At 67.6% G+C, this 22,472-nt stretch carries 21 protein-coding genes and 2 pseudogenes; 11 read left to right on the top strand and 12 right to left on the bottom strand.

Annotated elements, in window-relative coordinates; translation table 11 throughout:
- Positions 1–130: 130 nt before the first annotated feature.
- The 3 genes and pseudogenes from IGS69_RS00515 to IGS69_RS00505 form a co-directional block, all read right to left on the bottom strand.
- Positions 131–943 carry a hypothetical protein gene (locus IGS69_RS00515; protein ID WP_232543381.1) on the bottom strand — a complete coding sequence of 271 codons (813 nt, stop codon included), beginning with the start codon at positions 941–943 and terminating at the stop codon, positions 131–133.
- Between the two features lie 143 nt (positions 944–1,086).
- Positions 1,087–1,605 carry a GNAT family N-acetyltransferase gene (locus IGS69_RS00510; protein ID WP_190895883.1) on the bottom strand — a complete coding sequence of 173 codons (519 nt, stop codon included), beginning with the start codon at positions 1,603–1,605 and terminating at the stop codon, positions 1,087–1,089.
- Positions 1,602–1,757 (bottom strand): annotated as a pseudogene (locus tag IGS69_RS00505) (IS256 family transposase); the annotation flags it as partial. The pseudogene IGS69_RS00505 and the gene IGS69_RS00510, both read right to left, overlap by 4 nt.
- Before the next feature lie 472 nt (positions 1,758–2,229).
- On the opposite strand from IGS69_RS00505, the gene IGS69_RS00500 reads away from it, so the two are divergent.
- A complete protein-coding gene (locus IGS69_RS00500) occupies positions 2,230–3,198 on the top strand; it encodes an SGNH/GDSL hydrolase family protein (RefSeq protein ID WP_190895881.1) in 969 nt (322 codons plus the stop codon).
- 706 nt (positions 3,199–3,904) lie between these two features.
- Here the strand turns inward: IGS69_RS00500 and IGS69_RS00495 are convergent.
- Positions 3,905–4,408: a DUF6098 family protein gene (locus IGS69_RS00495; RefSeq protein ID WP_232543380.1), complete on the bottom strand. Its 504-nt coding sequence runs from the start codon at positions 4,406–4,408 to the stop codon at positions 3,905–3,907.
- Positions 4,409–4,870: 462 nt separating this feature from the next.
- Between IGS69_RS00495 and IGS69_RS00490 the strand changes: the two genes are divergently transcribed.
- The 3 genes from IGS69_RS00490 to IGS69_RS00480 all read left to right on the top strand — a co-directional run bounded on the left by IGS69_RS00490 (position 4,871) and on the right by IGS69_RS00480 (position 7,494).
- Complete coding sequence (locus IGS69_RS00490) at positions 4,871–5,488, top strand: SUKH-4 family immunity protein (RefSeq protein WP_190895879.1); 618 nt, start codon at positions 4,871–4,873, stop codon at positions 5,486–5,488.
- A 275-nt stretch (positions 5,489–5,763) separates the two neighbouring features.
- On the top strand, positions 5,764–6,873 hold the full coding sequence (locus IGS69_RS00485) for a hypothetical protein (RefSeq protein WP_190895877.1): 1,110 nt from the start codon (positions 5,764–5,766) through the stop codon (positions 6,871–6,873).
- A gap of 138 nt (positions 6,874–7,011) precedes the next feature.
- On the top strand, positions 7,012–7,494 hold the full coding sequence (locus IGS69_RS00480) for a GNAT family N-acetyltransferase (protein WP_232543379.1): 483 nt from the start codon (positions 7,012–7,014) through the stop codon (positions 7,492–7,494).
- A gap of 20 nt (positions 7,495–7,514) precedes the next feature.
- On the opposite strand, the pseudogene IGS69_RS00475 reads toward IGS69_RS00480, so the two are convergent.
- Positions 7,515–7,874: pseudogene (locus IGS69_RS00475) on the bottom strand (IS630 family transposase); the annotation flags it as partial.
- A gap of 392 nt (positions 7,875–8,266) precedes the next feature.
- Between IGS69_RS00475 and IGS69_RS00470 the strand changes: the two are divergent.
- On the top strand, positions 8,267–9,631 hold the full coding sequence (locus IGS69_RS00470; protein ID WP_385862510.1) for a cytochrome ubiquinol oxidase subunit I: 1,365 nt from the start codon (positions 8,267–8,269) through the stop codon (positions 9,629–9,631).
- 7 nt (positions 9,632–9,638) lie between these two features.
- Positions 9,639–10,667 (top strand): cytochrome d ubiquinol oxidase subunit II, encoded by a 1,029-nt coding sequence (locus IGS69_RS00465; protein WP_332836542.1) that lies wholly within the window; start codon positions 9,639–9,641, stop codon positions 10,665–10,667.
- 301 nt (positions 10,668–10,968) lie between these two features.
- Here IGS69_RS00465 and IGS69_RS00460 read toward each other — a convergent pair whose 3' ends face one another.
- From IGS69_RS00460 to ctaD, 4 genes are all read right to left on the bottom strand, one after another.
- The gene (locus IGS69_RS00460; RefSeq protein WP_190895875.1) at positions 10,969–11,427 is read right to left on the bottom strand and encodes a DUF11 domain-containing protein; all 459 of its coding nucleotides are present in this window, start codon (positions 11,425–11,427) and stop codon (positions 10,969–10,971) included.
- A gap of 240 nt (positions 11,428–11,667) precedes the next feature.
- Complete coding sequence (locus tag IGS69_RS00455) at positions 11,668–12,171, bottom strand: DUF1360 domain-containing protein (protein ID WP_190895873.1); 504 nt, start codon at positions 12,169–12,171, stop codon at positions 11,668–11,670.
- Positions 12,172–12,636: 465 nt separating this feature from the next.
- On the bottom strand, positions 12,637–13,011 hold the full coding sequence (locus IGS69_RS00450; RefSeq protein WP_232543377.1) for a hypothetical protein: 375 nt from the start codon (positions 13,009–13,011) through the stop codon (positions 12,637–12,639).
- Entirely contained in the window at positions 13,008–14,720 is a 1,713-nt protein-coding gene (ctaD, locus tag IGS69_RS00445; protein ID WP_190895871.1) for an aa3-type cytochrome oxidase subunit I, read from the bottom strand. Before ctaD ends, IGS69_RS00450 begins: the two co-directional genes overlap by 4 nt.
- A 620-nt stretch (positions 14,721–15,340) precedes the next feature.
- On the opposite strand from ctaD, the gene IGS69_RS00440 reads away from it, so the two are divergent.
- On the top strand, positions 15,341–15,889 hold the full coding sequence (locus IGS69_RS00440; RefSeq protein ID WP_190895869.1) for a hypothetical protein: 549 nt from the start codon (positions 15,341–15,343) through the stop codon (positions 15,887–15,889).
- A 228-nt stretch (positions 15,890–16,117) separates the two neighbouring features.
- On the opposite strand, the gene IGS69_RS00435 is transcribed toward IGS69_RS00440, so the two are convergent.
- Positions 16,118–16,657: a hypothetical protein gene (locus IGS69_RS00435; RefSeq protein ID WP_190895867.1), complete on the bottom strand. Its 540-nt coding sequence runs from the start codon at positions 16,655–16,657 to the stop codon at positions 16,118–16,120.
- Positions 16,658–16,865: 208 nt separating this feature from the next.
- Entirely contained in the window at positions 16,866–17,426 is a 561-nt protein-coding gene (locus IGS69_RS00430) for a GNAT family N-acetyltransferase (protein ID WP_232543376.1), read from the bottom strand.
- Between the two features lie 423 nt (positions 17,427–17,849).
- Here IGS69_RS00430 and IGS69_RS00425 point away from each other — a divergent pair, with 423 nt between their 5' ends.
- Positions 17,850–19,661, top strand: coding sequence for a PucR family transcriptional regulator (locus IGS69_RS00425; protein WP_232543375.1), 1,812 nt, complete (start codon positions 17,850–17,852; stop codon positions 19,659–19,661).
- 244 nt (positions 19,662–19,905) lie between these two features.
- On the opposite strand, the gene arsM is transcribed toward IGS69_RS00425, so the two are convergent.
- Entirely contained in the window at positions 19,906–20,802 is an 897-nt protein-coding gene (arsM, locus tag IGS69_RS00420) for an arsenite methyltransferase (RefSeq protein ID WP_190895865.1), read from the bottom strand.
- 110 nt (positions 20,803–20,912) lie between these two features.
- On the opposite strand from arsM, the gene IGS69_RS00415 reads away from it, so the two are divergent.
- From IGS69_RS00415 to IGS69_RS00405, 3 genes are read left to right on the top strand one after another with little or no spacing between them, the layout of a single operon-like run.
- Entirely contained in the window at positions 20,913–21,287 is a 375-nt protein-coding gene (locus IGS69_RS00415; RefSeq protein ID WP_190895863.1) for an ArsR/SmtB family transcription factor, read from the top strand.
- Positions 21,284–22,021, top strand: a complete 738-nt coding sequence (locus IGS69_RS00410) for an aquaporin (RefSeq protein ID WP_190895861.1) — start codon at positions 21,284–21,286, stop codon at positions 22,019–22,021. Before IGS69_RS00415 ends, IGS69_RS00410 begins: the two co-directional genes overlap by 4 nt.
- Positions 22,022–22,051: 30 nt before the next feature.
- Entirely contained in the window at positions 22,052–22,468 is a 417-nt protein-coding gene (locus IGS69_RS00405; RefSeq protein ID WP_190895859.1) for an arsenate reductase ArsC, read from the top strand.
- The last annotated feature ends 4 nt before the right edge of the window (positions 22,469–22,472 follow it).

Genomic DNA, 22,472 nt, shown 5'->3' with positions numbered 1-22,472 from the left:
CCGCGCTGCTGGACCCAGTGTCTATGTGCGGCGATACCTGGACCGCAACGACGTCGAAGTGGCACGCGAGGACACTGGTGTGGCCACGCTGGGTGATCAGCGGATGTCTGGGGGGACTGCGTGTTCTGAGTCAGAACGGTGGGTCTTCGGAGTAGCCGCCTGTCCCGTGGGCCGCCCGCCAGGAATCACGTTCCGCCTCGAGACGGGCGTAACGCTCGCGGGCTGCGATGTCGTCCGCGTTCTCCAGGTCGCTGGTGTCGTGACCCCATGCCCCCATCGCGTCCAAGACACGGTCTCGGTTGTAGCGGTCGGTGCTGGTGGCCAGCAAACGACGGGCATGGCCGACCAGCTCGGCCCGGTGCGCGGTGAGCACGGGGTGCTCTGCGAGGGGGATCGCAGCGACGAAAGCCGCGTCGCGTACCGCCGCGTTGTCGTGGCCGAGAAGAGAATGGACAGCGGAGAAAATCGCCGGGCGCTGGTCCCGGAACGCGCGCATCTCCTCGTACTCGCCGAGAAAATCCTCGCCGCAATGGCGTTCGCCGTGGGCGACGCACTCGTCGTCGGCGTCGAAGGCGGTTGCGCTGAGCCACTCAAGCAGTCTTACGAGGGTCGGGCGGTGCGGTGGCATGTCGGCATCGTGGCCGAAGTCGTCTGCCGCGATGGCCGGGTGGTCGAGGATGGCCGCGACATAGAGCGCTACGGGAACGGTGGCTTCGTAGATGGTGTTCTGGTGGGTCACTTTCCTGAGCGCGTCATCAGTGGCGGCCGACCTGACGACCGGGTCGGGGCTGAGGATGCCTGCCAGCGCCGTCGGCAGGGACTCGCCGGTCCCTGGCCCGGACGGGGTTTCGAGCGACGCCCAGTCTGTACCGTCCAGGAGCGCTTGGTAGTGAGGCAGCTCGTGGGGGCGAGGATTCTCGATCCGGCTGAGGCTGTTGGTCACAGGCGGAGGCTATAGCCTCTGTGAGCGGGTGTGGCGCGGGGTGTCATGTGTAGAGCAGGACGCGCTTTCGTGGGAGGCGATTCCTCGGTCATGTCCGTCCGGGCAGTAACGGAGTAATGGTCAAAACCCTTGGCTCGTTGTAGTCATCGCTTGTTGTCCCGGTGCCATCGGATCTCGCCTTCGTGCCATTCGTCGGTGGGTGTCAGCCCGGCGGCCGTGGCGACCGCGGCGGACGCCCGGTGTTCGGGGTGGATGTGGGCGATGACGCTCTGCACGGACTGTCGGCCGAGCCAGTCGACGAGTCCTCTAGCCGCTTCGCCGGCGATGCCTCTTCCTTGCCATGGAGCCCCCACGACCCAGGCGATCTCGGCGATGAGTCCGTGGCCGGAGGGGCCGACCGTCGCCTGGACGGTGCCCGTCAGGCAGGACTCGTCACGCAGCCGGATCACCCAGTTCAGCCAGGAGACGGCGGGGTCGGGAGAGCCTGCGGTCATGCGCTGGTAGCGCGAGCTCAGCTCTTGCGGGGTGCTGGGAGTGCCGCCGATAAAGAGGTGCAGGGCCGGGTCGGACAGCACGGCGGCCATCTCCTGGGCGTGCTCGACGTGCAGCGGCAGCAGGTCCAGCCGCCGGGTGCTGATGGCCTGGGCCGCGAGGGGGCTCAAGCCGCCACCGCCCCGGGGCGTTCGAGGAGCCGGCCGCGTTCGAAGCGGGCTCCGGCCCGGACCAGGGCGGTGAGGTGGGGCGCGTTCCCGGCCCGCCACCGCTGCTGGGCGGCCTCGACCAGTTTGCAGACCATGCCGGGGCGGCGCCCGGGGGCCATCCGCCGTGCGCCCTCCCGACCGAAAGTATCCAGCGGCGAACTTCCGCTTGGCGTGCTGCCGTATTCGTTCAAGACCGTAAGCACGGCGTGCCTTCCCGACCGACGCGGCAACGCCAGCCTTGCTCGATGACCTGTCGATCGATCCATCGGGAAGGTACGCCTTCTTCCCCCAGGAGTGATCCTTGCGGCCCCGTATGGCCGGCGTCGAGCCAGCGGAATGACGAGAACAGGACAGCCCACCCAAGGGCATGTGCTCCCGCAGCCGGTCAGGAACTGACCCGGTGCTGGGCACGTACCGCTTCCGAGCGGTCGCCCGGGAGGGGTGAGCGGTCGACACGCTGAGCGTCGGTCACCCACAGGGATGGGCCCGACAGTCCAACTGTGACCGTCCGTATTGGATCTAGTGCACATAGTTACGACCTCTTTAGGGTGAAAGTGACGCCAACGCCGTATCCCTGGAGGATTCGTGGCACGCTTCCGCACTCGTCTGGCCCTGCTCGGCTCGGCCGCAGCCCTCGCCGCCGGCGCTCTCATCCCCACCCAGTTCGCCGGAGCCCAGCCCGCCGCCGCGGCCGAGGAGTACCAGTGGGTCGCCCTCGGCGACTCCTACACCGCCGGCGTGATCCCAGCCGCCGGCAACATCTTCGAAGTGCCGCGCGACGGCTGCGAGCGCACCGACCGGTCCTACCCTCAGGTCATCGACCGCGACCTCGGCGGTCTCTTCGAGCTGACCAACGTCAGCTGCGGCGCCGCCACCATCGACAACGTCACCGACACCCCCCAGCACCCGATCGGCCGCCACCTGCCGCCCATCTCCGAGGACCCCGACTACCCCTTCCCGGCAGTGCCGCCGCAGTCCGAAGCGGTAGGCCCCGACACCGACGTCATCACCGTCGGTGCGGGCGGAAACACCCTCGGCTTCGCCGACCTCCTCATGCAGTGCCCGCAACTGGGCGGCGATAGCGGCGGCGTGGGCACCCCGTGCAAGGACGCCCAGGCCGCCGGCATCCCGGCCCGGCTGAAGAAGGTGCGCCAGGACTACGACCGGATGCTCAGCGTGCTCCACGAGCGCGCCCCGCACGCCAAGATCCTGGCCGTCGGCTACCCCACCATCGTCCCCGGTGACACCTCCAAATGCAGCTTCGGCGACCTGACGCAGTTCGGCACGATCACCCAGGGCGACCTGGCCTGGCTGCGCGACGACGTCCTGGAACCCCTCAACAAGGCCATCGCCGACTCGACCGGCACCCAGGAAGCCGCCAGCTTCATCGACCTCTACGACTCCTCCCGGCACCACAGCGTCTGCGACGACAGCAAGTGGGTCGAAGGCTTCGTCACCCTCCCTGACCAGCTGTCCTTCGTACACCCCAACGCCCTCGGCCACCGCAACGCCGCCGACCACGTCGAAGAAGCGATGCTGAACACCCTCGGCTGAGCCCAGAGCACGGCAGGGCTCGGTCACCCACTCCCTGCCCCCTTCGGATCGGTCGGCAACCGACGCGGGGACCTGCCGCCGGGACCGTGAGCAGGTGCGCGGAACGCGGTGGCGCCTCGCGGAATACCACCCGCGTCGGCCGTGTTGGCAGGAGTGTGATTGTGGAGGGGACAGTGTCCCCGGGCCTCACCTATTGCCTGCAGGGAAGATCGTTCGGCTGAAGCCTTGCAGAGCCTTTCGCCGCGCAGGCGACCCGCCCTTCACGATCACGCATGCTGATCAGCCCCGCCCGGTGAAGCTTGTGGGCGGGGCTGACTGCTGCGCTTCCCGGACACGCCGAACGGCCCGATCGAGGGCCGTTCGACCGGCACTGCATGAGGCTTAGGGATGGTCTGGTTGCTGCGCCGGAGGTACTCCGCCGCCCTCTCCTCCACCCTTGGTGCCCTTGTCAGTGCCGTGCGGGTGACCGCTTTCGGTGCCGTCCTCTTCAGCTGCCTTCATCTCGCGGCTGTCCTCGGGGGTGGCGGCACCCTTGTCGTTGCGCCGAAGTTCCGGCTGCTGTGGACTGGGCATGCCCTGGACCTCCTGTCCGTGGTGCTTGCTCCGGGTGGCCGGGTGCCCAGGGAGGTCCGGGTGACGCAGAGCGCCCGCAGATTCTGATGCTCCACCGCGACCAGGCCCGGAGGGCGATGACGCCGCCCGGGGGTTACCGGTGGTCGTGCCGCCTCGGCGGCGGTTCCAGGGGTGAGGGGGGTCGCTCAGAAGATTCATCTCTGTCGAGCGTGCCCCAGGGCCCAGGCTGTTCGGTGATGATGCGGCTGACGTCCGTGATGACCTGGTCGGAGATCCAACCAATGGGTTCGATCTCCGTCACCAGGGGTTCGTTGTCCGGTCCGCGGGCCGTCTCGGAGCCGTGCAGAACCCAGGGTCGGGTGCGCGGGTCCTTGATGTGCGGCAGGTGGCAGTAGTCGTACAGTCGGCGGGCGACCCAGATTCGCGCGGGCCGCTCGCCCCACCAGTCCTCGATGTCCAGCGGGCTGGCCGACAGACCCGGCAGCTTGATCCCGGTGAGATCGTCCGTACTGCTTGTCTTGGGCAGGTCGCTCTCCGGCCCACGGGACCAGCGCACGTAGAGGCCGCGCCGGTGGGTGATCAGCTGGGTCAGCTCATCGAGGCTGTTGAACGTCGGCAGGGCAGCGGTCGTGTCCATGAACATGGTGCTTCTGGGTCGATTGCAGGGGCGGTCAAGTGGTCAAGAGGGAGTTTGTCTGCGGCAAGCATGGGCGTCTCCCTCGTCACCATCGCTCACATGGGTCATGCACCGACCCGTGTGCCCCGGGCGTCGGCAGCCAATCCGCTACGTTCCCAGACCGGCGGCCGGCCAAGAGGTCCGGGCCGGTGTTCGACTCAGTCGGTGATCAACACGAACCTGCCCCCGGCATCCGCTGCGGCGGCTATCGCGTGGCATCCTCAGGCGCAACGGCGTGTCTGCCTCTCCCATATCTCGCCGAGCCCGGACCGAGCCGGGACAGGTCTCGCTGATTCGCGTACCTTCTCCTGGGTTCCCGTCGCCTGCTGGGGGAGTCGATCAGCTGGCGCTGCTGTTGTGACCGTCTAGTCCACTGCCAGTCCCCACGGTGCCTGTGTCCCAATGGAGTTCGGAGTTCCGGCTGTGCTTTTCGATGTCACCCGCGGCGAACTCGCCGGCTTCTTCGGCGAGGACCGGATCGCGACCTTGCCCGCCGGTGCCTTCCCGCCTGCCGCCGCGGGCACCGAGGGCGCCCGCCTCCTGCAGACCGTCGGCATCCCCACCGGTACGCTCCCGCTGCGCTGGCCTGACGAGGACAACGGTCTGCTGCCCCCCGTGCAGCACGTCGTTCACATCGAGGACTTCGAGAACGCTGCGGAGGGCGCAGGCGCCTGGCCCGTCTTTGGCTGGCTGCTCAACGCGCACCTCGCCCTCGATCCCGTATCGGGCAAGGTGCACGCCTTCGACCCCGACGAGGAGACCGTCCAGGAACTCCACGCGGACGTCTCCTCACTGATCCAGGTCACCTTCCGGTTCCAGCGGCTGCTCGAGGAGTTCGCATTCAGCGGCGACGAGGGCGACCAGGACGCCGACTTCGAGCGCCTGGACGCCGAGGTCGATCGCATCCGTCAGGAGACGAGCAGCATCGATCCCGTCCCCTTCCAGGACGAAGAGACGGTCTGGTCGGTAGTGGGCGACGAGATCGCCATGGGCCAGCGCTTCCAGGCCAGAGGCTTGGGAGCCCGCTCACTCACCAGGTGATCGCCGGACGATGCCGCCCAGGCACGGCGCGGTGTCTGCGCGGTGCAGAAGCCGACATCCCCCGACTGGTCTCTCATGGCGGAGCACGACTCGCACCCTGCCGGAGTGGACGGTGTAGGCGCCGCCTGGGGCCGCGCCGGTTATCCAGGGCCTGATCGGGGGACGCCGGGCGCCAAGGCGCCTGTCGCGCTCGACCGCCACATGAGGGCGGGTTACAACGGGACCTCGGGCGAGAAACCCGTCGCGCCTGCCCACACCCCGACCGGATCGAGACCATGACAGATTCCCGGCCTGCCGCTGCGACGGTGCGGATCGTGCTGGTCGCCGACCCCGGAGTGGCGTCGGAGATCGCCCAGGGACTGGCCGAAGAGCTGCCGCAGCAGCTGAGGCGGCGGGTCCGCGCCGACATCGACTGGCAGGTGACAGCCCGCACGGCACCGCTGGTCGCGGACGAGCAACTGGAAGTCTCCTCCGTGACCGACGTCGTACGCCCGTTCCTCCCCGAGGGCGACTGGGACGTCGGAGTCTTCCTCACCGATCTGCCTCGGCGAGCCGGCCTGGAGCCGGTCAGCATTGAGGTGAGCCCCGAGGACCGCATCGCGCTGGTGTCCCTGCCGGCGCTCGGCTCCTGGCGGATGCGACAGCGCGCCCGGCACGTCGTCGCGGACGTCGTCGGCATGCTCACCCGGGCACATGCCGATCTCGTTCCGTCCCCGGAGGAAGCCGGCAGACTCGAAGCCGCGGGGCCCGGCGAGGACGACCGCAAACGCTTCATCGTGCCCGGCCTGCGCGGCCATCTGAGTCTCGTCACCGGCATGGTGCGGGCCAACCGGCCCTGGCGACTCTTCACCACCCTCTCCCGCGCACTGGCCGGAGTCTTCGCCACCGCCGCCTTCGGCCTGATCAACTCCTCGGCCTGGACCATCTCCTCGGGCATGGACGCGGGACGCCTGATCGGGTGCTCCGTCGCCTCCCTCACCGCCCTCACCGCATGGATCATCATCGATCACGACCTCTGGGAACGCCCTCACGATTCACTCTCCCGCCCCTTCTCCCGCCTCTACAACACGGTCACCTGCGTGACGATCACCTTCGGTGTCCTCTCCCTGTACGTGGTCCTGTTCCTCACCCTCTTCGGCGTCTCCCAGCTCACGCTGGTCCCGTCGGCCTTCGGCAAGGTGATCGGGCACAAGGTGACGGTCCACGACTACGCCGGGCTCGCCTGGTTCGTCAGCTCCATGGGCATGGTCGGGGGTGCGTTCGGATCCGGACTCGAGGACGACGGCACTGTCCGCAACGCGGCGTACGGCGAGCGTCAGCGGCAGCGGTGGCAGAAGCTGCGCCAGGAGAAGAAGGTGCGGGAAGCGAAGGAGGGCGAGAGCTAGTGCCGCATCAGACAACGTTTTCCCTGTCGCGGTGCGACACCGTCGTGGTTCCCCGACGCCGGTCACGACGTCTCGATTGAGGAACAACTGAGCGGCTAGAGTCGGGAGGCCACCCCTCACGGCAGAATTGGAATCACCGTGTCGACCGGACAGCACCCCCCCACCATCCGCCCTGCAACCGGGGAAGACATCGATGCTCTCCAGGCTCTCGCGCGTCGCACGATCGATACCTGTTACCGCGGGTTCCTCGGCGACGAGGCAGTGGACTGGTTCATCGGCAGTGGTGCTTCGGACGCGCACGTGAAGAGCCATCTGGAGCAAGGTGGCGTGCACTGCCTCAGCCAGGACGGCCGGATCGTCGGCCTCTCAGTGCTCGATGGCCCCACGGTCGACCTGATGATGGTCGACCCGGATCATCACCGTCGAGGACTCGGCCGCCTCCTGCTTCGGCACGCGGAAGGAACGCTCCTCGCCCAGTACTCGACCATCCGGCTGGAGACCTTCCCGGACAATGCCAGGGCCAAGTCGTTCTATGAGGCGTGCGGCTGGGTTCTCGGGGATCGGCTGGAGGGTGAGGGGCCGGCCAAAGTCGAGTACACCAAGAACCGCACGGGCAGCTGAAGGCTGCCGCCCAGGTCGGATCAGGCAATGTTTGCCCTGTCGACGACGGCGCGTAGGCGCCGGTTCTCGGCATGGCGGTTTCGCCAGATGATGTAGCGGCGGATCATGCTGCCCTGTTCCTTGTGGCCGGCGTGGTCGGTGCCGTCGAGGGTGAAGTAGCGCAGGGCGGTGAACTGGGCCTCGATGCGGTTGAGCCAGGAGCGGTTGGTGGGGGTGTAGGCGATCTCGACGTTGTTCGCCGCGGCCCAGGTGCCCACCCGCTGGCATCTCTTCGTGGTCAGGTGCGGGGAGAAGTTGTCGCAGACGATCGCAATGCGCGTCTCGGGCGGGTAGAGGCTGCGCAGGTAGTGGCAGAACTCCACAAACTTGGTCCGCTTCTTGCCACCCGGACAGGGTGACGGTCACAGGCAGCCCGGCACAGCACCGAGACGGCGCGTCCCATCACAACAGGGCAAACGTTGCCTGATGCGGCACTAGAGGGCTCCTGAGCCCGGGCCGAGCCCTGCCCATGTCCCAGGTGAACCGAGACGTCCGTCACCCGAAGTGACCCCGCACCAGGCGTTCGACAGCCCGAGGCTTCACGGCCGCACCCCACCGTGGCCGGCCGTGTGATTCTCTGCCGCCATACGGACGACGAAGTAGCTGGACGAGTTGCGTCGGCTCCCCGAATGGGGCCACCTGTGTGGGGATCCGTACTTGTCTTGTCCGTACTTGTCTTGTCCGTACTCGTCCGTCCTGATCCGCCGCATGCCAGTCTCGTCAGGGGGAAACCGTGCCATCTTTCACCGATGCCGCATTCGGGGAGCCCGATCTCGGCGCCGCGCGGATGCAGATGGCGCTGTCGCTGGGCTGGCACATCATCCTGGCCTGCCTGGGCGTGGGAATGCCCGCGATCACACTGATCGCGGAGTGGCGTGGACACCGCACAGGAGATCTGAACTACCGGCTGCTGGCCCGGCGCTGGGCCCGGGCGATGGGTGTGCTGTTCGCGGTGGGCGCGGTCTCCGGCACGATCCTGTCGTTCGAGATGGGCTTGCTGTGGCCGGGGCTGATGGGGACGTACGGCGAGGTGATCGGCCTGCCGTTCTCGCTGGAGGGCATCGCGTTCTTCATCGAGGCGATCTTCCTGGGGATCTACCTCTACGCCTGGGACCGCCTGCCGCCGGTTCCCCACATGCTGTCCGGGCTGCCCATCGTCGTGGCCGGGGTGGCCAGTGCCTTCTTCGTCGTGACCGCCAACGCCTGGATGCAGCAGCCGACCGGCTTCGACACGGAGAACGGGCGCATCGTCTCGGTGGATCCGTGGGCAGCGATGTTCAACCCCGCGACTCCGCCGCAGACCGTGCACATGATCCTTGCGGCGTTCATGGTCGCCGGCTTTCTCATGGCGGGTGTGTACGCCGTGGCGATGCTGCGTGGCAGACGCGACCGCTACCACCGTCTCGGCTTCCTCATTCCCTTCACGGTCGCCGCGATCATCACCCCGGTGCAGATCGGAGTCGGGGACTGGGCGGCCCACTTCGTCGCCGAGAACCAGCCCGTGAAACTGGCCGCCATGGAAGGCGTCTTCCACACCGAGCGTGGAGCCCCACTGCACCTGGGCGGCTTCGCCATCGGCGGCGAGCTCCGCTATGCGCTGGAGATCCCCAACGGGCTTTCCCTGCTGGCCCATTGGTCGCCCGACGCGGAGATCGTCGGACTGGAGAACGTACCGGAGGCCGACCGGCCACCGGTCAACATCACGCACTGGGCCTTCCAGATCATGGTCGGTATCGGCTTCGGTCTCCTGGCGCTGTGCGCCTGGCTCGCGCTCACCTGGAAGCGCCACCGGGACCTGCCACGCTCACCGTGGTTCCTGCGCGCCTGTGCCCTGTCGGGTGTTGGCGCGGTCCTGGCACTCGAAGCCGGCTGGACCGTCACCGAAGTAGGGCGCCAGCCCTGGATCGTCTACGGCATCATGCGCACCTCCGAAGCCGTCAACCCCGCTCCCGGCCTCATCTGGGGATTCGTCCTGGTGGCGCTGGTGTACGCGGTCCTGACCGTTGCCACCGTCTACGTCCTGCGACGCCTGGCCCGCGACGAACCCGTACCCGTCGCCCCGCAAGAGCGCGACGTAACCGACTACAAAGTCATCTGAGGTTGCCGTGCAGCTGCCAGAGATCATGCTCGCCGTGCTGTGGATCGGCATGACGGCGTACGTCCTGTTCGGCGGGGCCGACTTCGGCGCCGGGGTGTGGGACCTGCTCGCCGGAGGAGCCCGACGGGGCCGCGACCAGCGCGAGCTGGTCGAACACTCCATCGGCCCGGTATGGGAGGCCAACCACGTCTGGCTGATCTTCGTGATCGTCCTCACCTGGACCGGCATCCCGTCCGTCTTCGCCGCGATCGCCTCCACCCTCTACATCCCGCTCACCGCCGTCGCGCTCGGCATCATTGCGCGCGGCGCGGCCTTCGCGTTCCGCAAAGTGAGCCGCGAACTGTGGCGGCAACGGCTGTTCGGCGCCACCTTCGCCTTCTCCTCACTCGTCACACCCTTCTTCCTCGGCACTGTCGCCGGCGCCATCGCCTCCGGCCGCGTACCACCCGGCATCGCGGCCGGGGACCTCGTCACCAGCTGGGTCAACCCCACTTCCCTCATCAGCGGCGTACTGGCGGTGGGGACCGCGGCGTACCTCGCCGCCGTCTACCTCACCCGCGACGCCCAGCGCGTCGGTGACGAAGCCCTCACCCAGGCTTTCAGGCTCCGTGCCCTCTACACCGGGGTGTTCGTCGGCGTGATGTCGGCCGTCGGGCTGTTCGTCCTGCGTGCGGACGCCCGGCCGGTGTTCGACGACCTCACTTCCGGCGCCGCCCTGCCTCTCCTCGTGCTGTCCGTGGCCGCCGGTGTCGTATCCCTGGCACTGCTCGCATGGGGCCGCTCCTACCTGATGGTCCGGCTGACCGCTGCCCTCGCGGTCACCGGACTGCTGTGGGGATGGGGCATCGGCCAGCACCCCGTACTGCTCCCGGGCATCACTCTCGACGAAGCAGCCGCGACCGACGCCGTGCTGGGAGCCAGCCTCGGCGCCCTGGCGGTCGGCGCCGTCCTCCTCCTGCCATCCCTGTGGTGGCTGTACGCCACTTTTCAACGCGACCGCACCGGGGAACACGGCGAGCCCACACCCCGCTCGTGACGGCGACGAACGGAAGCCCCCAGAGGCTCAGCCACCATCGCGGCAGGATTGCGAGAGCACTCGCTCTCGGCGCGGATCGGTGTCAGCTGCCTCGCCACGGCCGGCGAGTGACTGGCCACCGCACCGGTCATACGCGCCTGGAGAAGGTCGACCGTGCTCAAGTCGCAGCCACGCAAGTCGGCCAGGCGCATGTCGGCGTGTACGACTTGGGGCCGTGGCGCACCGCCCTGTGATCGCTGAGTGCCTCCCGAAACTGGCGATGAACGTTGCCCACGCCGGCCTGCAAACCTGCGCTTCGGTGCTAACAAGTCACCCAGATCTGGAGTTGGTCGCCGGCGGACACGGTGACGCTCCCTGTTTCACCGTTCGAAGCGCAGGTGAAGGTGGTTTTCCCCCGCGGGCGCACTTGGAACTTCAGGTAGGCGCCTCCACCGGGCGCGTAGCTGCCCATGTTCAGGCCTCGGCCGGTGATGCCGTCGCTCGTCACCGTCCACCGGTCGTTCGTCTTGGACGTGGCCGCGTACGTGCTGCCCATGACGTACTCGGCGCCCGGTGGGATCGCGACCGACACGACGACGTTGTCTCGCTGGCTCTCGGTGTTGTTCTGGTACTTCACCTTGTAGGTGACGATCTCGGGCGGATCGTCTGGTGCGGTGAGGAGCGAAAACCCAGCGCTGACCGAGGCGATGATGAGCCCGGTGACGACGGCCACCTTGAATTCGGATGATCGCCACCAAGGGCGCGACTCGTCACTCGACAACTGCTTCCCCCTCCTACGAAAGGGAGCATGCCGACGTGGTGCTCTGAAGGCACGAACTCCGGGCAGGTTGCTGCAAACCCGTTACAGGCTCCGCCTGATGTCCACCGTCAGTGCTTGATCCGTCCCTGAGGACGGCGAGGGCCAGGAGAGTGGGTGCAAGCAGGTGGGAGGTCAACTCGACGTAGGTGTCGGCTCACGCGGCGACTGCGCCGCCGCGAAGCGGTCAGGCGTGGGAAACGGTCACGCGCTGGTCGTCTTGGCCATCAGCGCGCTGTATGTCAGCTGCAGGGCGTCTGCGCCGGCCAGCGCGGTGAGCGCCCCCATGGCGGTGCGAGTGGCGCGCGGCCAGAGCAGTTGCCCGGCGGTGAGGGTGGAGGCCACCCAGACGCTCATGCAGAACGGGCACGTCACCAGCTCGCCGACCGTGTCCTTGACGTCTTCGGACCGTGCCTCCTCATGCAGCTCGGCCGGGCCCTGCGGGCCCTGGAAGGTGGTGAAGGGCGCCCGAAGCGGGCTGGTCACCGACGCTTTGCTCAGCAGTCGGCTCAGCCGGAACGTCGCCACCGCGGTCAGAGCCACGTCCCAAGGCAGGGGCCGGTCCGGCAGCGGACGGCCGCGCATCTTGACCACCGTCGCCCATCCCGCCGTGTACACGCCGAAAGCAGCCATGGTGACGAGATAGCCGCCCAGCGGGCGGTCTTCTTCCGCCGAGTAGGTGCGTTCGGTGTGCTGCCACCGTCGCATCAGACGCTCCGCGAAACGACCCTCAGATGCTGCGCCCACGGTCTACTTCCTCTTCTTCCTGTGTCGGTGCCTCGTGCGCTTCGCGCTCGTCCGGCCTCTGCGTGCCGTGCTCTCGGCGCGGCCTGATGTCCATGTGCCCGTCGACGACGCCGGTGTCGAAGGCGGGTTGGGGTGAGGTGGCAGGGCCGCGGACATTCGCGCCGTCCGAGAGCCGGAAGACGCTGCCGTGCCAGGGCGACAGGGCACACCCGTCGGCGGTCGTCCGCTGCAGCCGCCCGTACGGCCGGAGGCATGCTCTCGTCGAGTGGACCGGTAGGCCATTCGGCTGTACCCCCTCGAGCGCTCCAGCCTTCGGCCGGGCGCGGTCGGAGCGCTCCAGCTCAGCCGATGAACTGACGAATGCCGGTCGGGTGCTCAGCCGGCACCTCACCAAACCCTGGGGAGCCGTCAGCGCGCTGCCACCGTTCAGCCCGTGAGCAGGCGGGCCAGCGCGTTTGCTCCGCCGAGGCAGACCAGGACGGCGCAGACGCCGGCCGCGTGGCGTTTGAGCAGGGCGCGGCGGAGGCTGGCGTAGCGGGCTTCGTACTCCTGCCGCAGTTTGCCGGCCCGTGAGGCCGTGGCGAGCAGTAGGTCACGGGTGACGTCGAGACGTCGGCGGACGTAGTGGCCGGTGAGTTCCTCGACTTGGGCGGTGGTGAGCCAGGGCATCCGCGCGCAGAGATCCTCGGCCTCACGTCGTGCCTGGTCATGGTGCGCGCGGGCGAGGAGGAAGCCCTCGGCCTCATCGGCCAGCCCGCTGTCCCTTTCACCGTCCGTCAGTGGATCTCGTCCGCCTCTCACGGCCGTTCGCCCTTGTGCCCTTCCGCATCCACGACGTCACGTCGTCGGGTGTTCTCGGCTTCGTCCAGCTGGGCCAGATCTGGGTGGTGCAAGTCGAAGGCCGGGGATTCGGAGCGGATGCGGGGCAGCGTGACGAAGTTGTGCCGCGGGGGCGGGCACGAGGTCGCCCACTCCAGGGAACGCCCGTACCCCCAGGGGTCGTTGACCTCGACCTTCTCGCCCTTCTGGGCGGTGCGCCACACGTTGTAGAGGAAGGGCAGGGTGGACAGGCCGAGCAGGAAGGCGCCGATGGAGGAGACGGTGTTGAGGGCGGTGAAGCCGTCGGCGGCGAGGTAGTCGGCGTAGCGGCGGGGCATGCCTTCGGCGCCGAGCCAGTGCTGCAACAGGAAAGTGGTGTGGAAGCCGACGAACAGGGTCCAGAAGTGGATCTTCTCGATTCGGTGGTCGAGCATAGTGCCGGTCATCTTCGGCCACCAGAAGCTGAATCCACCGAACATCGCGAACACAATCGTTCCGAACAGCACGTAATGGAAGTGGGCAACCACGAAATAGCTGTCGTGCACGTGCCAGTCGAGCGGCGGAGAGCCCAGGATCACGCCGGTCAAGCCGCCGAAGAGGAAGGTGACCAGGAAGCCGACCGCCCACAGCATGGGTGGTTCGAACGACAGCGAGCCCCGCCACATCGTGCCGATCCAGTTGAAGAATTTCACGCCCGTCGGCACGGCGATGAGATACGTCATGAAGGAGAAGAACGGCAGCAGCACCGCACCGGTCGCGAACATGTGATGTGCCCACACCGTCACCGACAGCCCGGCGATGGCGACGGTGGCGCCGATCAGACCGGTGTACCCGAAGATCGGCTTACGCGCGAACACCGGGATGATCTCGGTGATCACGCCGAAGAACGGCAGCGCCAGGATGTAGACCTCGGGGTGGCCGAAGAACCAGAACAGGTGTTGCCACAGGATCGCCCCGCCGTTCCCCGGGTCGAAGATGTGCGCACCGAACTTCCGGTCCGCCTCCAGCGCGAACAGGGCCGCGGCCAGAACGGGAAAGGCGAACAGCACCAGCACCGAGGTGAGCAGCACGTTCCAGGTAAAGATCGACATCCGGAACATGGTCATGCCCGGTGCGCGCATGCAAATGATCGTGGTGATGAAGTTGACCGCCCCGAGGATCGTGCCGAAACCGGCCAGCGCCAGTCCCATGATCCACAGGTCGCCCCCGACATAGGTGGTGCGCTCACCGCCGCTCAGCGGCGTGTAAGCGGTCCAGCCGAAGTCAGCCGCACCCTGCGGGGTGAGGAAGCTGGAGATCACGATCAGGCCGCCCAAGGCGAACAGCCAGTACGAGAGCATGTTCAGCCGGGGAAAGGCGACGTCGGGTGAGCCGATCTGCAGCGGCATGATCGCATTGGCGAAACCGGCGAACGTGGGTGTCGCGAACAGCAGCAGCATGATCGTGCCGTGCATCGTGAATGCCTGGTTGTACTGCTCGTTGGAGACGATCTGCAACCCCGGCCGGGCCAGTTCCGCCCGGATCACCATCGCCAGCACCCCGCCGATCAGGAAGAACGCAAACGACGTGATCAGATACAAGTGCCCGATCGTCTTGTGATCCGTGGTCGTCAACCAGGAGACGATCACCTTCCCTCTGCCGCGGCGCTCTACCGCTGGTACGGGCGCAACCGGCTCAGTGTGTGTCGCCATCAGTCCTCGATCAGCAAGCGTGCACGGACGGAGAAAGGGCAGGACGCATCCAGCCGGGAGGAAACTAGCCCTCGCGCCGCATCACCACGGCCTGACCCTGAGCTGAATGATCGAAGGAACCATCCAATCGAGCGACGCCGAGCGCCGCTCACCGAATCCCCGGCGGTGCGGGCGGGAGCGCCGGAGAACCGCGCACATAACGACGCCAGATGGTGAACGGGCTACGCGTCCTACCGGCCTGAGGGCGTGCAAGCGCAACAGATCGCGCAGACGGTCGTAGAGGCTGAGCGGCAGGCCCAAGACGGCGTAGCATCGTCTCCTACGCGGTGCCCAGCCGCTGCAGCTGATGGTGTCCAGGGCTTCCTCCTCATCCCGTATGTCCTACCGGACGAGATAATGAAGGCCTGCTCTGACTTCCCCCGGCGCTCTGCCGCACCAGGATCCAGGCGCTCGATGTCGGCCACCAGATCATTGATCGGATTGCGCGCCGCGCCGATCCTTCGCTGGCTGCGCTCGCGGACCTTTCCCGGCCGCCTGATACTCGATGCGGGCCGCAGCCTGGGGCCCAGGTGCTGAAGGACGTCGACCATTCCGGCCCTGACCGATGAGGAGATTGCGTCATGCGCTCCCGAAGGAACCCGCTGACTCCCCTCGCGGCGGTGACGGCCGGCCTGCTGGCCGGGGCGGTGGGAACGGTGTGTCTGGATGCCGTCCATTACTTGAAGTACCGGCGGGCAGGCGGGACGGACAACCCGCTCGCCTGGGAATTCGCCCCGGTCGAAAGCTGGGACAAGGCTCCCGATCCGGGGCAGGTGGCGAAGCGGGTGATCGAGGGCTTCACGCAGCGCCGGCTTCCTGACGATAAGGCCTGGCTCACGAGCACCATCGCTCACTGGGCCTACGGATCAGCGGCGGGCGTGGCCTACGGCATCGTGGCCGGATCACTGCCCAGGCCCTCCCCTGTATACGGCGTGCCTTTCGGCGCTGCGGTGTTCGCCGGTGACTACGTCACTTTGCCGATCGCAGGGCTCTACAAGCCGATCTGGCAATACGACAAGAAGGCCCTGGCCTGGGATTTCGGCGCGCACGTCGCCTACGGCACCGGCACCGCAATCACCTTCTGGCTGCTCGCCCGACTCCGCACCGGTGCCGACCGTCAGAGACGGTGAGCCGCCTGCCAGCCGTCGGCCAGGGCCCGGAGGGTGGGGCAGGCCTCGCCACCCGCCTACTTCTGGCCGCCGCCCACCGGCTGTGACTCGGTCGCACAGAGCTTCGTTGTCTGGGCATGACATGTGAAGAGCTCCGCAACTTGATCATGCGCCTGCTGGCAGAGGAAGGTTGTTTTGCATCGGTGGAGCGCTGGCCGGATGCCAGGGCGTATCAGCTCGGTTCAGTGGTCAGTAGTTGCCGTTGGAGAGGATCTCCCCGTTCTTGTCGTAGACGGTGACGATTCCGTTGTTTGAGTCGTAGCAGGTTGCGAATGCTGAGGCGATCAGCTTGCCGTCGGCTGCATGGGGGCCCACGATGCCGCCTGTGTAGTCGGTGAAGACCTCGGCTGAGTCCAGAATGTTGTTTCTCTCATCGGCTCCAGTCACTTTCGTGACGTGCTTGACGGCCGTCTTCTCTGTTGGTGTTCCCTTCTGAGCGACGCACTCTTTGAATATGTCTGCTTGGCTCCGCGTGGGCTCTTCCTTCTTCTCCCTTTCGCTCTCATTGCTCTCCGGCTGGGACGATGAGGTGTCCTCAGTGCCGGGGTCCTTCTTGCTGTCTTCTGAGCTGCCTCCGAGAGCCGCTGTGATGCCGATGATGATGGCGACGATCAGGAGTCCAAGGCAGCCGAATCCCACGGCCTTTCCGGTACTTCTCTTCTTCGGCGGTTGCGGCGGAGGGGCTCCCCAGCCGGGTGGTTGCTGCTCCGGATATTGAGGCTGGCTCATGACATACCCCTTGTGTTTCTAAGAGGAATGCGTACATCCATTTTATGCGGCGAAACTTGCGGGAGCCGGGTCCTTTTGTGGAGCCCAGTGGTCGGGTCGGTGCGGGTGCAAAGTGCCTTTTCGTTGCGGGAGCCAGGACTGCCCGTGGCCTACATCTGAGTATCAAGGGGCTGTGCCGCCGGCGCGACCGAAGGGGCTGAGGACGCCGTCACGCCGGCTTGGAGGCACCAGCGCCGTCCTGAGTGCCGAATCCGATTCGCAAGTCCCGGATGTACCAGTCGAGTCGTGTCCCGTCCTCGCTACGAGTGTGCTTGCCGGGGGCAAACCCTGCCCGGCGGGCGACTGCGGCAGAAGCGGCATTCTCCGGCGCGACCCGGATCACCGCCTCCTGCCCGCCCTCGCTTGCCGAGTATCGGGAGACCAGGAGGACCGCGCGGGTGGCCAGGCAGCGCCCTCTCCAGGACGGGTAGAGACCGTAGGCGACATTCACCTGACCGGGAGGCAAGTCTTCTGCCACAAAACGCAGGTCGATCGTCCCCGCGAGCGTATTCTCGGTGCCTACCCGGATGCCGAAAGCGCGGAGTGGGCCGGCAGTGTCCCACTGTTTCCGACAGTGCCGGATATAGGTTTCGACGCCCTCGCGTGTGCCGGGACCGCCGCTGAGCCAGCGGACCAGCATCTCATCCTCCCCCGCGAGGTGCGCTTCCGCATCGTCCAGACACAGCGGGGAAAGAGTGATGACCCCGTCGGACAGTTTCACTTCATGCATCCGGCGATTCTTGACGTCGGAGCGGCATCGAGCCATCGGATTCCTCGGGACATCGCGCATTACCACCACCGCAGGAGATACCTCTCGAGGTGGCTGCTGTGATCACGGCGTCGGAGCCTTCTCGGAAACCCCGTTCACCGAGCTGAGCCCGCGTCAGTTCGCAAGCCGATCACCGCTTTGCGCCGCGAAGGGTGCGGATGGCCACCAGTGAGCCCGGTGATACCTGATGTGCCCAGAGTTGCAAGAGGGAAGCGCGCCTGCCTGTGCCGACAGGTCAAAGAGCGAAGCCGTGGGTCACTCCAGCAGAACAAGGTCAAAGTCTGACAAGCAGGATGAACTCGCCCAGGCTGGGTACGCGGCTCGCGCAGGCGGGGATCCCGCGATCTGCTCGATCTCCTCCGATGACCGGAGAACGGAAAATCTATGGCCTACTATCCGTCCCAGAGGTTGTCCTCTGACGTCTCCGACCAGGAATTGTCCCGCCTCCCGAGCGACAGCGCGGGCACCGAACGGCGCGGCCCCCGTCCCCTTGCGATGCTGGATCCCCACGGGCTGCTGGCGCTGTCCCGCACCCTGTTCACCTGCACCGAGCAGAACGAGATCGTGCGTCTGGCCATGCGGCATGTCAGTGCCCTTGGTCCCTACCGCGCCGAGGCCGGATACCTCGCGACGGACGACGGGTTGTCCCGCGTCCCGGGCCACGACGCGGGAGCGCGAACGGTAGACGACGCACGCCTGAAGGAATTGGGCGAGGCTGACGGCTCCGTTTCCCTTCCGGAGCGGCCCTGGGACTGGGCGTTCGGCCTGCGTGGGGCCGGCGGTCTGCTCGGCTACATCGTGGTCTCCTCCCGCTCCGGACCCGATGAGGAGGGGCACTTCCTCCTCTCGACCCTTGTGGGACTCACCTCGGCGGCCCTGTCACTGGCGGCCACGCGCGCCTGGCAGCGCGACTGCGCCGGCGAACTGAGCCGTCTCCGTACAGAACGGGACACGGCACTGCGGCAGCTGGACGCCATGCGCTCCGAGCTGCACCTGCAGAAGACCGTGGACGACACCCTCGCCGGTGTGGCTGCCCGGGGCGGCGGCGAGGACGCCATCACCCAAGCGCTGTACGAGCTCACCGGGCTGTCGGCGCTCATCGAGGACCGGTTCGGCAACCTGAGGTCCTGGGCCGGTCCCGAGCGGCATGTCCCTCATCCGGTGCGGTCTTCGACCTACCAGGAAGAGATGCTGCGGCAGGTCGCGCGCGAGGCGGGCCCGGTCAGGGTCAAGGACCGGTTGATCGCCCTGGTCAGGCCGCGGGGCGACATCCTCGGCGTACTCGCCCTCGAGGACCCCGAGGTGACGGCCGACGAGCACACCATGTTCGCCTTGGATCACGCCCAGCGGTCGCTCGCCCAGGACCTCATGCATATGCGCGAGCTCACCGAGGTCGAGCTGCGGCTGCGCCGCCAGCTGATCGACGACCTGCTGGAGGGCACTGACGAGACGAGCGCCTACGCCCGGGCCGAAGCCCTCGGCCACGACCTGCAACATACCCATTACGTGGTGGTGGTGCACTGGCCGGGTAACGCCCCAGACGACTCCTTCACCCGGGCCGTCGAGCAAGCGACGGCCGCCACCGCGGCCCGTCCGCTGATCACCCGTCGCGGCGACCGAGTGGTCCTGCTGACCGAAGCAAGGCCCGACGACAACGCCGTGCACACGGCGCTGGCCCATGAGCTCGGAACGCCCTACGGAGCGATCGGGGTGAGCACCCGCTGCGACTCCCCGGACGGCATTCCACGCTGCTATCAGGAGGCACTGCGTGCTCTGGGGGTGCGGCAGAACTCCCGCCAGCGCAGCGGGACGACGTTCTTCGACGACCTCGGGGTGTACCGGATCCTGGGACCCGGAAACGATCTCCGGGAACTCGAAGGCTTCGTGCGGGAGTGGCTCGGCCAGCTGATCGACTACGACGCAGAGCACGACACGGAGTTGGTGGAAACGCTCTCGCGCTACTTCGACTGCGGAGGCAACTACAACGATGCGGCCGCCACGCTGACAGTCCACCGCAGCACCCTGCGCTACCGGCTGCAGCGCATCCGTGAGCTCAGCAACCACGACCTGGCGGATGTGGACACCCGGCTGAATCTGCAGGTGGCAACACGCGTCTGGAAGATCATCCTGGGCGGCGGGGGCACTGACCGCGGAGACCCGGGCGCCGGGCAGCCGGTCCCCCTGGCGCCCAGGTGATCAGGTGATCAGGGTCTCCGAGTGCTGGATGAGCCGCTCGTAGGCGTGCTGCGCTGAGCACTTCTTCGACCGCGCCCGCTCTGGTCGACGCCCTCGCAGACGGCTGGACGCTCGACTAGGTCCACGCCGTTCGAGGGGGGCGGCCTCTGGGCGACGCGCCGGCTGTGGCGCGTCGCCCAGAGCCCGCCCCGAGAACGCCAGACGGCCGCCCCCGGACGTTGCAAGCCCCGCAGCCCCCGCCACGTCAGCCCTGGCAGCCGCACCCGGAGGCGTTCTTGGCCTCGGTGACACGCAGGGCGGGGTCGGCGGATGTCTCCGTCGGGGTGCAGCAGGCGTGCACCCCACAGCAGGCATCGGCCGACTCCGTCACCCCGGGCCCGACGACTGCCTCCGCAGGCTTGACGGCGCGGACGATCGCGGAGTGCATGCCGTCGGCGACCTGGTGGGTCGGGTTGATCTCGATGTCCGTGAACCCTGCCGTTTCCAGCCCCGCGCGGTATTCGGCGAAGGACAGAGCGCCGGCGATGCAGCCGACGTAGTCACCGCGCTCGGCTCGCTGATCGGTGGTGAGGGCATCGTCCGCGACGACGTCGGAGACGCCGATCCGGCCGCCGGGCTTGAGAACGCGGAAGGTCTCGGCGAAGACGGCGGGCTTGTCGGTGGACAGGTTGATCACGCAGTTGGAGATCACGACGTCGATGGTGTTCGCGGGCAGCGGGACCGCCTCGATCGCGCCCTTGAGGAACTCGACGTTCGTCGCGCCGGCCTTCGCGGCGTTGGCGAGGGCCAGGGCGAGCATCTCCTCGGTCATGTCGAGCCCGTACGCCTTGCCGGTGGGGCCGACGCGGCGGGCGGAGAGAAGGACGTCGATGCCGCCGCCCGAGCCGAGGTCGAGGACGCGTTCACCCGTGCGGAGTTCGGCGACGGTGGTGGGGTTGCCACAGCCGAGGGAGGCGGCGACAGCCTCGGCGGGCAGGGCGTCGCGCTCATCGGCGGCGTACAGCGTCGAGCCGAAGTTGTCGTCGACCTCGACCGGCTCGGGCCCGCAGCAGGCGGTGCCGCCCTCAGTGACCTTCACGGCTGCCGCGGCGTACCGCTGGCGGACTGTTTCACGCAGGTCGGTGGTGGTCTGCTCGCTCATGACTCACTCCACTCCCAGATGACGGGCCGCAGCGCGGGCCCGGAAGGGCTTGTATTGACGTTCATTGATGCAACCTTGCGCCCTGGATCGAAAAACGTCAACATAGAGGCATGTCGAAACAAGAGCTTGAGGTGATCGGCCAGGACGCCGCCTGCTGCCCGGGTCTGTCCGCCGCGCCCCTGGACGAGAACCAGGCCGCTGACCTGGCGAAAGTCTTCAAGGCGCTGGGCGACCCGGTCCGGCTGCGCCTGATGTCGATGATCGCCTCCCGTGGCGAGCGCGGGGAGGTGTGCGTGTGTGAGCTGACCCCGGCCTTCGACCTGTCCCAGCCGACGATCTCCCACCACCTCAAGCTGCTGCGCCAGGCCGGCCTGATCGACTGCGAGCGCCGTGGGACCTGGGTCTACTACTGGGTGTTGCCCGGTGTCCTGGACAAGCTCGCCGCGTTCCTGACCACCACCCGGCCCGCCGGAGTCACCGCGTGAACGCCTCCCTCGGCCACCGCGTCGCCGCCGAGGCGATCGGCACCGGACTGCTGGTGGCGGTGGTGGTGGGCTCCGGCATCCAGGCCACCGAGCTGTCGCACGACGTCGGTGTGCAGCTGCTCGCCAACTCCCTCGCCACGGTCTTCGGCCTGGGCGTGCTCATCCTCCTGCTCGGGCCCGTGTCCGGCGCGTACTTCAACCCGGTCGTCACGCTCGCCGTATGGTTCACCGGCCGTCGTGATCCGGACCGCCTGGCACTGCGGGACGTTGCCGCGTACGTGCCCGCCCAGATCGCCGGCGCGATCGGCGGTGCGGTCCTGGCCCACGCGATGTTCTCCAAGCCGCTGGTCAAGCTCGCGTCCCACGACCGATCCGCCGGTCACCTGTTGCTGGGCGAGGTTGTCGCGACGGCAGGGCTGATCCTTCTGATCCTCGGACTCAACCGGATCGGCCGCTCCGCGCTCGCCCCGGCCGCGGTGGCCTCCTACATCGGGGCCGCGTACTGGTTCACCTCCTCCACCTCCTTCGCGAACCCGGCGGTGACCATCGGCCGGACGTTCACCGACACCTTCGCCGGCATCGCCCCTGCCTCCGTCGCCCCGTTCATCGCGGCCCAACTGCTGGGAGCCGTGCTCGGGTTGGGGGCCGTCGCTGTGGTCTACGGCCGCCGCCCAGCTCCCGTCCCGGACGAGGCCGTCGTCCCGCTGGGCGAACCGGAACCCGCCGTCTCCTGACCGACCGTTCTCCCGAGAAAGTCCTCGCTCATGAGCTCTTCCGCCGCGTCGCGTCCGTCGGTGCTGTTCGTCTGCGTCCACAACGCCGGCCGTTCCCAGATGGCCGCTGCCTTCCTCGCCCACCTCGCTGGCGACCGCGTCCAGGTCCGCTCTGCGGGCTCGGCTCCTGCGGACACCGTCAACCCGGCGGTCGTCGAGGCGATGAAGGAAGTCGGCATCGACATCTCGGCCGAGACCCCGAAGATGCTCACGGGGGAGGCCGTCCAGGCGTCCGACGTAGTCATCACCATGGGGTGCGGCGACGCCTGCCCCGTCTTCCCCGGCAAGCGGTACCTCGACTGGCAGCTCGACGACCCCGCGGGCCAGGGCGTTGAGGCCGTACGTCCAATCCGCGACGCGATCGAGACCCGGGTCCGGGCGCTGATCTCGGAAGTGGCACCCCGCTGACGGC

Source organism: Streptomyces tuirus, assembly GCF_014701095.1.
Classification (GTDB): Bacteria; Actinomycetota; Actinomycetes; order Streptomycetales; family Streptomycetaceae; genus Streptomyces; species Streptomyces tuirus.
This window is presented reverse-complemented; position numbering and strand designations above follow the sequence as displayed.

Bases quoted from the DNA above. Each gene is read 5' to 3' on its own strand.
- IGS69_RS00405 (WP_190895859.1), top strand. From the start codon at position 22,052: ATGAGCTCTTCCGCCGCGTCGCGTCCGTCGGTGCTGTTCGTCTGCGTC.
- IGS69_RS00415 (WP_190895863.1), top strand. From the start codon at position 20,913: ATGTCGAAACAAGAGCTTGAGGTGATCGGCCAGGACGCCGCCTGCTGC.
- IGS69_RS00495 (WP_232543380.1), bottom strand. From the start codon at position 4,408: ATGGACACGACCGCTGCCCTGCCGACGTTCAACAGCCTCGATGAGCTG.
- ctaD (WP_190895871.1), bottom strand. From the start codon at position 14,720: ATGGCGACACACACTGAGCCGGTTGCGCCCGTACCAGCGGTAGAGCGC.
- IGS69_RS00485 (WP_190895877.1), top strand. From the start codon at position 5,764: ATGACAGATTCCCGGCCTGCCGCTGCGACGGTGCGGATCGTGCTGGTC.
- IGS69_RS00440 (WP_190895869.1), top strand. From the start codon at position 15,341: ATGCGCTCCCGAAGGAACCCGCTGACTCCCCTCGCGGCGGTGACGGCC.
- arsM (WP_190895865.1), bottom strand. From the start codon at position 20,802: ATGAGCGAGCAGACCACCACCGACCTGCGTGAAACAGTCCGCCAGCGG.
- IGS69_RS00425 (WP_232543375.1), top strand. From the start codon at position 17,850: ATGGCCTACTATCCGTCCCAGAGGTTGTCCTCTGACGTCTCCGACCAG.
- IGS69_RS00435 (WP_190895867.1), bottom strand. From the start codon at position 16,657: ATGAGCCAGCCTCAATATCCGGAGCAGCAACCACCCGGCTGGGGAGCC.
- IGS69_RS00430 (WP_232543376.1), bottom strand. From the start codon at position 17,426: ATGCATGAAGTGAAACTGTCCGACGGGGTCATCACTCTTTCCCCGCTG.
- IGS69_RS00455 (WP_190895873.1), bottom strand. From the start codon at position 12,171: ATGCGACGGTGGCAGCACACCGAACGCACCTACTCGGCGGAAGAAGAC.